Annotated in this window: 10 protein-coding genes; 3 read left to right on the forward strand and 7 right to left on the reverse strand. The window is 60.1% G+C overall.

The window, feature by feature from the left end; translation table 11 throughout:
- Positions 1-74: 74 nt before the first annotated feature.
- The 3 genes from MCB86_RS09225 (at position 75) to MCB86_RS09235 (ending at position 2666) form a co-directional block, all read left to right on the forward strand.
- Positions 75-974, forward strand: coding sequence for a LysR family transcriptional regulator (locus MCB86_RS09225; protein ID WP_239610693.1), 900 nt, complete (start codon positions 75-77; stop codon positions 972-974).
- A gap of 139 nt (positions 975-1113) precedes the next feature.
- A complete protein-coding gene (gene raiA, locus MCB86_RS09230; RefSeq protein ID WP_045161304.1) occupies positions 1114-1428 on the forward strand; it encodes a ribosome-associated translation inhibitor RaiA in 315 nt (104 codons plus the stop codon).
- 71 nt (positions 1429-1499) lie between these two features.
- Positions 1500-2666, forward strand: coding sequence for a hypothetical protein (locus tag MCB86_RS09235; RefSeq protein ID WP_239610694.1), 1167 nt, complete (start codon positions 1500-1502; stop codon positions 2664-2666).
- A 51-nt stretch (positions 2667-2717) separates the two neighbouring features.
- Here MCB86_RS09235 and ispD read toward each other — a convergent pair whose 3' ends face one another.
- From ispD to MCB86_RS09270, 7 genes are all read right to left on the reverse strand, one after another.
- Positions 2718-3410 carry a 2-C-methyl-D-erythritol 4-phosphate cytidylyltransferase gene (gene ispD, locus MCB86_RS09240; RefSeq protein ID WP_045161324.1) on the reverse strand — a complete coding sequence of 231 codons (693 nt, stop codon included), beginning with the start codon at positions 3408-3410 and terminating at the stop codon, positions 2718-2720.
- An 8-nt stretch (positions 3411-3418) separates the two neighbouring features.
- Entirely contained in the window at positions 3419-3697 is a 279-nt protein-coding gene (ftsB, locus tag MCB86_RS09245) for a cell division protein FtsB (protein WP_045161323.1), read from the reverse strand.
- A 186-nt stretch (positions 3698-3883) separates the two neighbouring features.
- Complete coding sequence (eno, locus tag MCB86_RS09250; RefSeq protein WP_239610695.1) at positions 3884-5173, reverse strand: phosphopyruvate hydratase; 1290 nt, start codon at positions 5171-5173, stop codon at positions 3884-3886.
- A gap of 33 nt (positions 5174-5206) precedes the next feature.
- Positions 5207-6052, reverse strand: a complete 846-nt coding sequence (kdsA, locus tag MCB86_RS09255; RefSeq protein WP_045161301.1) for a 3-deoxy-8-phosphooctulonate synthase — start codon at positions 6050-6052, stop codon at positions 5207-5209.
- Positions 6049-7680, reverse strand: coding sequence for a CTP synthase (locus MCB86_RS09260; RefSeq protein ID WP_045161300.1), 1632 nt, complete (start codon positions 7678-7680; stop codon positions 6049-6051). The genes kdsA and MCB86_RS09260 overlap by 4 nt, the downstream gene beginning before the upstream one ends.
- A 141-nt stretch (positions 7681-7821) precedes the next feature.
- Positions 7822-9141, reverse strand: coding sequence for a tRNA lysidine(34) synthetase TilS (gene tilS, locus MCB86_RS09265; protein ID WP_239610696.1), 1320 nt, complete (start codon positions 9139-9141; stop codon positions 7822-7824).
- Positions 9142-9319: 178 nt separating this feature from the next.
- Positions 9320-10270, reverse strand: coding sequence for an acetyl-CoA carboxylase carboxyltransferase subunit alpha (locus tag MCB86_RS09270; RefSeq protein WP_021206575.1), 951 nt, complete (start codon positions 10268-10270; stop codon positions 9320-9322).
- Between the last annotated feature and the right edge of the window lie 146 nt (positions 10271-10416).

Genomic DNA, 10416 nt, shown 5'->3' on the forward strand with positions numbered 1-10416 from the left:
TAATGGCTCGATTATGGAAACATTATTGCCATATGGGGATAATCAGGCACACCCTACCACTGCAGGAGTTACCGATGAATCGCTGGGAAGGTCTTGATGAATTCGTCGCCGTAGCCGAATGCGCAAGCTTCATGCGTGCGGCCGAGCAGTTACGGGTTTCGTCTTCGCATATCAGCCGTCAGGTGGCGCGCCTCGAAGAACGCCTGCAGGCTCGGCTGCTCTACCGCACCACGCGGCGAGTATCGCTGACGGAGGCCGGCCACACGTTTCTGGCGCGCTGCCAGCGGTTGATCGAGGAGCGCGACGAAGCCTTTCATGCCATCAGCGATCTGCACGCCTCACCGACAGGCCTGCTGCGCATGACCGCCGCGGTGGCTTATGGCGAGCGCTTCATCGTACCGCTGGTCAACGAGTTCATGGCGCAGCATCCACAGCTGCGAGTCGAGATCGAACTCTCGAACCGCACCCTTGACCTGGTCCAGGAGGGCTACGATCTGGCGATACGCCTCGGTCGGCTCAGCGAGTCGCGTCTGGTGGCAACGCGACTGGCACCTCGCGCCATGTATCTCTGTGCAGCGCCAGCCTATCTTGAGCACTACGGGCGGCCACACACCTTGTCGGAGTTGGCGCGCCATAACTGCCTGGTCGGCACGGGTGACACTTGGATGCTTCAAGTGGACGGCCGCGAGCACCCCTTCAAACCCACCGGCAACTGGCGCTGCAACAGCGGTCAGGCAGTGCTCGACGCCGCGCTGCGTGGCTTCGGCCTCTGCCAACTGCCGGACTATTACGTACAAGAACCGCTACGCCGTGGCGAACTGGTTTCGCTTTTGGAGGCCAACCAGCCACCGAACACGGCGGTCTGGGCCGTGTATCCGCAGCGACGGTACCCTCTGCCGAAAGTGCGATTGCTGATCCATGCGCTCAAGGAAGGACTTTCCATGCGCCCCGAGTACCGTAACGAACGCGATTGAGTTGCGACTGCGCCGCGCGTCCGACTGCCAAGCTCAGGCGGAACCCGGTTATTCTGGCCACGTCGATATTCTGTAGCCGGTGCCCTTTGCGCTTTGCGCTTTGCCTGGAGCTATCCGGCGATTCAATCAGGAGGACATCATGCAGATTCTGGTGAACAGCAATCACAGCGTCAACGTAACCAGCAACCTGGAGGAGCACGTAAAGGCAACGGTGGAGAGCGAGCTGGAGCGTTTCGATGATCAGCTGACCCGAGTCGAAGTTCATCTCAACGACGAGAACAGCGGAAAGAAGGGCCCTCAGGACAAGCGCTGCCAGATGGAGGCCAGGGTCAAAGGCCACGAGCCGATCTCGACGACCCACAAGGCCGACTCCATGACACTTGCCATCGATGGTGCCGCAGAGAAGCTCAGCCATGCACTGGCGCATGCGCTGGATAAGTTCAACCATCATTGATAACGACCTGCCGAACCAGGCCGTTCACATCACGAGGGACCGAACCATCTGATTTATTAGAGAGGCCGTGCATGAACAGATTGCTCGATCGTGAAACCATGTCTCAACTGCTGGCAAAGCGCGAAGCCCCTTGTCTGTCGTTATACCAGCCCACCCATCGCAGCTTTCCCGAGCGCCAGCAAGACCCTATCCGTTTCAAGCACCTGGTCCGTCAGCTCGAGGACTCGCTCAAGCAGCAAGGCCGCGCAGACCAGGCCAAGACTTTGCTCAAACCATTCCATGACCTGATCGACGACATCGATTTCTGGAATTCCAACCGTGACGGACTGGCGGTGTTCGGTGCGGCAGACTACTTCGAGGTATTCCGCCTGCAACGCAGCGTGCCGGAGCTCGCCGTCGCCAATGACCGTATGCACCTCAAACCGTTGCTGCGCATTGCCCAGTCCGCCGACCGTTATCAGATCCTCGCGATCACACTGGACTCGGTTCGCCTGTTCGAGGGCAACCGTGACGACATCGACGAAGTGCCGCTCGCCGATGGCGTTCCGAAAACCCTGGAGGAAGCACTTGGTCGTGAGCTGACCGAAAAAGGCCAAACCGGATTTCCTCAAGGCTACGGTCGCGCCAGCGAGCGCGGCGATCCGATGCAGATGGAAAGCGGAGGTGCTGGCCGGCAGGATGAGATCGATCGGGACCGCGAGCGCTTCTTCCGGGAGGTGGACCGCGCCATTCTCGAACACCATAGCCGCAGATCCCGGCTGCCATTGATACTCGCCGCGCTGCCAGAGCACCAGTTTCATTTTCGCAAGCTCAGCCACAACGAGTTCCTGCTACCGGAGGGCATCGAGAACGATGCTTCGCTGCTCAGCTACGATGAGTTGCGGGAGAAGAGCTGGATGGTCATGCAGCCGCGTTACCTCAAGCGCCTGGAAGGCTTCATCGACCAGTACGGAGAATCACGCGGGCAGGGCCTGGCCAGCGATGAGCTCGAACAGATCGGCCAGGCTACCCTTGAAGGACGCGTAGCAACATTACTCGTCGAAGCCGAGCGGCAGATTCCGGGTGTGGCGGATAAGCAGCAGGGCAAGGCGCTAGCGGTCGATGATGACTCGGCCACCACGCCCGACCTGCTCGATGAGTTGTCTATCTGGACGATTGAGCAAGGCGGTGAAGTAATCTCGGTACCAACCGAACGCATGCCGACCCAGAGCGGCGCGGCTGCGATCTATCGTTACTAGTCGGGAGACGACGGGCCCTCGCCAATCGACCGAACTGAACAGCGCTGACGATCAGGATTGCCAGCGCTGTTCCAACCAGTGCAGATCTTCCGGGCGAGTGATCTTGAGATTATCCGAACGCCCCTCGATCAGTTTCGGGCTGTGCCCCGCCCACTCCAGCGCCGAAGCCTCGTCGGTGACCGGCGCGCCAGCTTCGAGCGCGCCGGCGAGCGCATCACGTAGCACGCCGAGGCGAAACATCTGTGGGGTGAAGGCCTGCCAGATCACGCTGCGATCGATGGTTTCCTGCACGCGCCCGTCGTCCCCGGCCCGTTTCAGCGTATCGCGCGCAGGTACAGCGAGCAAACCGCCGACCGGATCATCCATCAATTCACCGAGCAGTCTATCGATATCATCTCGCGCCAGGTTAGGACGCGCCGCATCATGGACCAGCACCCACTCTTCGTCTCGTGCGCCCAATTCCGCTAAACGACGCAGCCCCGAAAGTACCGACTCGGCACGTTCGGCTCCACCATCGGAACGCTGAATGCGCGAATCACTGGCGCTCTCCAGCCGGGGCCAGTAGGGATCTGCGGGCGCCAGGCTGACCACCAATCCCAGCAATCGGGGATGATCGAGAAAGCAGTCAAGGGTATGTTCGATGATCGTCTTGCCGGCCAGAGGCAAGTACTGTTTGGGCCGATCGGCACGCATACGGCTGCCAACACCGGCAGCCGGAATGACAACCCAGAACGACGGAAGCATGGCCACGCTCACTCGGTGAGCTGGTAGAGAGTTTCGCCCTCTTTGACCATGCCGAGTTCGTGGCGAGCACGCTCCTCGACCGTTTCCATGCCCTGCTTGAGTTCCATCACTTCAGCTTCAAGAATGCGGTTGCGTTCGAGCAGGCGTTGATTTTCGCCCTGCTGTTCGGCGATCTGCTTGTTCAGCCCACTGACCTGAGCGAGGCTGCCCTCACCCACCCAAAGGCGGTATTGCAGCCCGCCCAGCAGCAGGATCAGTACGACGAACAACCAGTGGGGACTGCGCATGGAGGGCATGGAACGGATTCGATTGATTTCCAGTAACGGTGTATGGGCAGCGGTCGGGGACATGCTTGGGCCTTCCTTTGCTGAACGAGCAGTCTGCAAGCGCCGCTTGTACGAACGACCATAGCAGCGCTGATCCTTATCCACAAAAAAGGGCGACTAACGCCGCCCTTTCTAGCATGCCTGGGCTCAGCCGCGAAACTCGGCACGACCGTTGTAGGCTGCTTTTCCGCCGAGCTGCTCTTCGATACGCAGCAGTTGGTTGTATTTCGAAACGCGATCGGAACGGCACAGCGAGCCGGTCTTGATCTGACCTGCGGCAGTACCAACAGCCAGGTCGGCGATGGTGCTGTCCTCGGTCTCGCCGGAGCGATGCGAGATTACGGCTGTGTAACCGGCGGCCTTGGCCATCTGGATGGCTTCAAGGGTTTCAGTGAGCGAGCCGATCTGGTTGAACTTGATCAGGATCGAGTTACCAATGCCCTTCTCGATGCCTTCCTTGAGGATCTTGGTGTTAGTCACGAACAGATCGTCGCCAACCAGCTGGACCTTCTTGCCAATCTTGTCGGTCAGAACCTTCCAGCCGTCCCAGTCGGACTCGTCCATGCCATCTTCGATGGAGATGATCGGATAGCGCTCGGACAGGCCAGCCAGGTAATCGGCGAAGCCAGCCGCGTCGAAGACCTTGCCTTCTCCGGCCAGGTCGTACTTGCCGTTCTCGAAGAACTCGCTGGAAGCGCAGTCGAGAGCCAGCGTGACGTCGTCGCCGAGCTTGTAACCGGCGTTGGCCACGGCTTCGGCAATGGCTGCCAGCGCGTCCTCGTTGGACGCCAGGTTCGGCGCAAAACCACCTTCATCACCGACCGAGGTGCTCAGGCCACGCGCCTTGAGCACGGCTTTCAGGTGATGGAAGATTTCCGCGCCCATGCGCAGCGCATCGGCAAAGGTCTTGGCCCCAACCGGCTGCACCATGAACTCTTGGATATCGACGTTGTTGTCGGCATGCTCGCCGCCGTTAATGATGTTCATCATCGGTACCGGCATGGAGTACTGACCAGGCGTGCCGTTGAGGTTGGCAATATGTGCGTAAAGGGGTAGATCCTGGTCCTGAGCAGCGGCCTTGGCAGCGGCCAGCGATACCGCGAGGATTGCGTTGGCGCCCAGCGATGCCTTGTTCTCAGTGCCGTCCAGCTCGATCATAGCGCGGTCGAGTGCTTTCTGATCCAGCGGATTCTTGCCCAGAAGCAGATCACGGATTGGACCGTTGATGTTGCTGACGGCCTTCAGCACACCCTTGCCCATATAACGGCTCTTGTCGCCATCACGCAGTTCCAGCGCCTCGCGGGAACCGGTAGAAGCACCGGACGGCGCACAGGCGCTGCCGATGATGCCGTTATCCAGGATAACGTCCGCTTCCACGGTGGGGTTGCCACGGGAGTCGAGAACTTCACGCCCTTTGATGTCGACGATCTTTGCCATTTTTATTAACACTCCGTAGATAGCTTCAAGGCTTCAAGCAGTTTCGATTGGCGAAAAATTCTTGATCAGATCATCCAGCTGCTTGAGCTGGGTGAGAAAGGGTTCGAGCTTGTCCAGACGCAAGGCGCAAGGGCCGTCACACTTGGCATTGTCCGGATCGGGGTGCGCTTCGAGGAAGAGGCCGGCAAGCCCCTGGCTGAGCCCGGCCTTGGCCAGATCGGTAACCTGAGCACGGCGGCCACCGGCCGAATCGGCACGGCCACCCGGCATTTGCAGTGCGTGGGTCACATCGAAGATCACCGGATACTGCATGCGCTTCATGATGTCGAAGCCGAGCATGTCGACGACCAGATTGTTGTAGCCGAACGACGAACCGCGTTCGCAGAGAATCAGCTGATCGTTACCGGCCTCCTCGCATTTGGCGAGGATGTGCTTCATTTCCTGAGGCGCGAGGAACTGAGCCTTCTTGATATTGATCACCGCACCGGTCTTGGCCATGGCAACCACCAGATCAGTCTGGCGCGACAGGAAAGCCGGCAGCTGAATGATGTCGCAGACCTCAGCCACCGGCTGCGCCTGATAGGGCTCGTGAACGTCGGTGATCACCGGCACGCCGAAAGTTTTCTTGACCTCTTCGAAGATGCGCATGCCCTCTTCCAGGCCCGGACCGCGAAATGAGTTGATCGACGAGCGATTGGCCTTGTCGAAACTGGCCTTGAAGATGTATGGAATGCCGAGTTTCTCGGTGACCTTCACGTAGGTTTCGCAGATCTGCAGCGCGAGATCACGGGACTCCAGCACGTTCATGCCGCCAAAGAGTACGAACGGCTTGTCGTTGGCGATCTCGATATTGCCGACGCGGATGGTCTTCTGGCTCATGCCTTGCCCGCCTTATGATCCAGCGCTGCCTTGACGAAACCGCTGAACAACGGATGGCCATCACGCGGCGTGGAGGTGAATTCAGGATGGAACTGGCACGCCACGAACCACGGATGATCCGGCGCCTCGACCACTTCAACCAGCGCACCGTCGCCGGAACGGCCAGTGATCTTCAGACCGGCCGCCTGCAACTGCGGCAACAGGTTGTTGTTCACTTCATAACGGTGGCGGTGGCGCTCGACGATGCGCTCCTTGCCATAGCAAGCAAAGACGTTGGAGCCCGCCTCGAGGCCGCACTCCTGCGCACCCAGGCGCATGGTGCCGCCCAGATCGGACGCATCGGTGCGGGTTTCCACAGTGCCGGTGGCATCCGCCCACTCGGTGATCAGACCGACGACGGGATGGCTGCTGTCTTTGTCGAACTCGGTCGAATTGGCGTCGGTCCAGCCGAGCACGTCACGGGCGAACTCGATTACCGCCACCTGCATTCCGAGGCAGATCCCTAGGTAGGGGATCTTGTTCTCGCGGGCATATTTCACCGTGGCAATCTTGCCTTCCACGCCGCGCAAGCCGAAACCGCCTGGAACCAGAATCGCGTCCATACCTTCCAGCAGGCCGGTGCCCTGGTTTTCGATGTCTTCGGAGTCGATATAGCGGAGGTTCACTTTGGTACGGCTCTGGATGCCAGCGTGGCTCATTGCCTCGATCAGAGATTTGTAGGCATCCAGAAGTTCCATGTATTTGCCGACCATGGCGATGGTGACTTCTTTCTCCGGGTTCAGCTTGGCATCGACCACACGATCCCATTCGGAGAGATCCGCGCCGCCGCACTCCAACCCGAAGCGTTCAACAACGAAGTCATCCAGCCCCTGGGCATGCAGAACGCCTGGGATTTTGTAGATGGTGTCAACGTCTTCAAGGCTGATCACCGCGCGCTCTTCAACGTTTGTGAACAACGCGATCTTGCGACGCGAAGACACATCGATCGGATGATCGGAGCGGCACACCAGCACGTCCGGCTGCAGACCGATGGAACGCAGCTCCTTGACCGAGTGCTGAGTCGGTTTGGTCTTGGTCTCGCCAGCAGTGGCGATGTAAGGCACCAGCGTCAGGTGCATCAGCATGGCGCGCTTGGCGCCGACTTCGACGCGCAGCTGGCGGATCGCCTCGAGGAAGGGTTGCGACTCGATGTCGCCCACGGTACCGCCAACTTCCACCAGAGCGACATCGGCATCACCGGCGCCCTTGATGATGCGGCGCTTGATCTCATCGGTGATGTGCGGGATGACCTGGATGGTCGCACCCAGGTAATCACCGCGGCGCTCGCGACGCAGCACGTCTTCGTAGACGCGGCCGGTGGTGAAGTTGTTGTTCTGGGTCATGGTCGTGCGGATGAACCGCTCGTAATGTCCCAGGTCCAGATCGGTCTCGGCGCCGTCATGGGTGACGAATACTTCACCGTGCTGGAACGGGCTCATGGTGCCCGGATCGACGTTGATGTAAGGGTCCAGCTTGAGCATCGTGACCTTCAGGCCCCGCGCCTCCAGGATGGCCGCCAATGAAGCCGAGGCAATGCCTTTCCCCAATGAAGAAACAACACCACCCGTGACGAAGATGTAGCGCGTCATGAAAAACCCTAGAAGTCTGCGTTAAGCGGTCAGCGCCGCCGGGGAAAAGCGAAGGTGCCATTACGCCTGAAGGCGGCAATAGCGCAACTGCCACGGTTTTCGAAGAAAGCCGCAGAAGCTGTATTGGGACGGGAGCGTAGTCTACTCGAAAGACCCCATCAGCTCAAACCTGGCGTCGGCCGGCGGCGTCCAGGACAACGATAGCGCTTGGACATCGAACTGCGGCAGATTCGCCACGGCGACTAGCTCGTCGCCGCAATAGAGCAATGGCAGGCGCGCGCGCGCAAAGCTTGGCAGTCCTGCCTCGTTCAACAAGCGTTTGAGATCACGGTGACCGCGCCCGGGCAAGTTCAACGACTCGCCGCCGCGGCGGTAACGCACCTGCAGCGAACCCTCGGTACCATGCTTTTTCAAGCGCACGCTGCCATTGCCCGGCAACTGCAGGCGACAATCAGGCCGCAGCCAGTCGACCGACGCTGACGGTGTAACCAGCCAAGGCCCGGAAAGCCACCAAATACGCCCGTCGCCCCGATGCAGCTCGCCGTCAGCCAGCGGCCAGATCGGCGCGGCATCCGAAGCGGCGTCACGCAGCGCATCCCAGCCAGCCCAATGATCAGTGTCGGGGAGAGTCGTCCAATTTACCAACCAATGCCGCAGGGCATTACGCTGACGTGCGGGACTTAACGTCCTGAGTGAAGAGAGGCACAGGCTCGGCACCCCTAGCCATGGATAGCGCCCCCCCACATGGGCTTGTCGCAAATCGATTTCGGCCAGGTCGTTCAACAGATGCTGCGCTTCACCCAGATGCTTAGCAGCCCGCACCATGCTGGTTGCAGCGCTCGGCCAGCGCTGCTGTAGCACCGGCATGACCCGATGACGGAGAAAGTTGCGCGAATGGTCGAAGCACTGATTGCTTGGATCTTCGACCCAAACCAGCCCGTGCTCACGTGCATAGACCTCAAGCTCGTTGCGTCCAACATCCATCAACGGCCGCACCAGCCAACCTTCACCCAGCGCTCGGACCGCAGGCATACCGGCCAAGCCGCGTACACCGGCACCGCGCAGCAGGCGAAAGAGCATGGTTTCAGCTTGGTCGTCCCGATGTTGCGCGGTGAGCAACACCTCAGCAGGTTTCAGATGCTCACTAAAGACTTCATAGCGTGCCTCCCTGGCGGCACGCTCGAGACTCGGTCCAGACGCAACTTGCACATGCGCGACGCGTAGCGTCACCCCCAGCCGCTCACAGACCGACTGACAATGCGTCGGCCATTCCTCGGCCGCGGGCTGCAGGCCGTGGTGAACATGAATCGCGCTTATCGGTGGCAGCTGCTCGCGAGTCGACAAACGCGCCAACAGATGCAGCAGCACGGTCGAATCGAGCCCCCCGGAAAACGCCACGCGCCAATGCGGCGCGGTACGCCAGGGTTGCAAGGCATCAAGCAGGCGTGACTCGAGGGACATGGGGTAGCAGCTCTGCAAACATGAATACCGATACGGAAACACAGCATAAACCGGAAAGGCCTGGCATTAGCCGCTCGCTTACCGCACGCCTTAGGAGGGCTTGCGCCAGAGGTCTTTCGGCAGGCACAAAAAACGGCGGATAGTCCGCCGTTTCTGTATGTCCCGATAACCGCAACTATCAGGCGATGCCGTAGCTCATCAGACGCTCGTAGCGCCGCGTGAGCAAGGCTTCAGTGTCGAGCCCCTTGAGCATATCGAGCTGAGCAGTCAGTTCTTCACGCAGGGATGCAGCGGTCGACGCAGGATTGCGATGGGCGCCACCCAGGGGCTCGGAAATCACCTTGTCGACGATCCCCAGATCCTTCAGGCGTTCTGCGGTGACACCCATGGCTTCGGCCGCTTCCGGCGCCTTGTCCGCGGTACGCCAGAGAATCGAGGCACAGCCTTCGGGGGAGATCACCGCGTACGTGGAATATTGCAGCATGTTCAGCTGGTCGCAGACGCCGATGGCCAGCGCCCCGCCCGAACCGCCCTCACCGATCACGGTTGCGATGATCGGCGTCTTCAGGCGCGCCATGACCCGAAGATTCCAGGCAATCGCCTCGCTCTGGTTGCGCTCTTCGGCATCGATACCCGGATAGGCGCCCGGCGTGTCGATGAAGGTCAGAATCGGCATCTTGAAGCGCTCGGCCATTTCCATCAGCCGGCATGCCTTGCGGTAGCCCTCCGGGCGCGGCATGCCGAAGTTGCGACGAACCTTTTCGCGGACCTCACGACCTTTCTGATGGCCGATGACCATGACCGGTTCACCGTTCAGGCGAGCCGTTCCGCCGACGATCGCGGCGTCATCGGAGAAATGGCGATCGCCATGCAGCTCTTCGAATTCGGTAAAGAGGTGGCTGATGTAATCGAGCGTATAGGGACGCTGCGGGTGGCGAGCCAGACGGGCGATCTGCCAGCTGGTGAGATTGCCGAAAATGCTCTCGGTGAGCGACTCGCTCTTATCCTGCAGGCGGGCAATCTCATCGCCGATGTTTAGCGAGTTGTCGTTACCAACCAGGCGCAATTCTTCGATCTTGGCTTGCAGGTCGGCGATCGGCTGTTCGAAATCGAGAAAATTCGGGTTCATAGGCATCCGTCATGCGTCGACGGCCAGGCGGCCGGGAGGCTGTTCCGTTTTTTGCGCCCTACCTTACGGGACGGACGCATTCAGGTCGAACAAAAAATGTTCGCAATCATGACCCGATCAACGATCGGGCCGGTCGGGCGTCACTC

Source organism: Pseudomonas sp. KSR10 (genome assembly GCF_022355455.1).
In the GTDB taxonomy this organism is placed as follows: domain Bacteria; phylum Pseudomonadota; class Gammaproteobacteria; order Pseudomonadales; family Pseudomonadaceae; genus Stutzerimonas; species Stutzerimonas stutzeri_E.

What these genes read in the sequence shown, in the direction of transcription:
- MCB86_RS09225 (WP_239610693.1), top strand. Translation starts at nt 75, where the DNA reads ATGAATCGCTGGGAAGGTCTTGATGAATTCGTCGCCGTAGCCGAATGC.
- raiA (WP_045161304.1), top strand. Translation starts at nt 1,114, where the DNA reads ATGCAGATTCTGGTGAACAGCAATCACAGCGTCAACGTAACCAGCAAC.
- MCB86_RS09235 (WP_239610694.1), top strand. Translation starts at nt 1,500, where the DNA reads ATGAACAGATTGCTCGATCGTGAAACCATGTCTCAACTGCTGGCAAAG.
- ispD (WP_045161324.1), bottom strand. Translation starts at nt 3,410, where the DNA reads ATGCTTCCGTCGTTCTGGGTTGTCATTCCGGCTGCCGGTGTTGGCAGC.
- ftsB (WP_045161323.1), bottom strand. Translation starts at nt 3,697, where the DNA reads ATGCGCAGTCCCCACTGGTTGTTCGTCGTACTGATCCTGCTGCTGGGC.
- eno (WP_239610695.1), bottom strand. Translation starts at nt 5,173, where the DNA reads ATGGCAAAGATCGTCGACATCAAAGGGCGTGAAGTTCTCGACTCCCGT.
- kdsA (WP_045161301.1), bottom strand. Translation starts at nt 6,052, where the DNA reads ATGAGCCAGAAGACCATCCGCGTCGGCAATATCGAGATCGCCAACGAC.
- MCB86_RS09260 (WP_045161300.1), bottom strand. Translation starts at nt 7,680, where the DNA reads ATGACGCGCTACATCTTCGTCACGGGTGGTGTTGTTTCTTCATTGGGG.
- tilS (WP_239610696.1), bottom strand. Translation starts at nt 9,141, where the DNA reads ATGTCCCTCGAGTCACGCCTGCTTGATGCCTTGCAACCCTGGCGTACC.
- MCB86_RS09270 (WP_021206575.1), bottom strand. Translation starts at nt 10,270, where the DNA reads ATGAACCCGAATTTTCTCGATTTCGAACAGCCGATCGCCGACCTGCAA.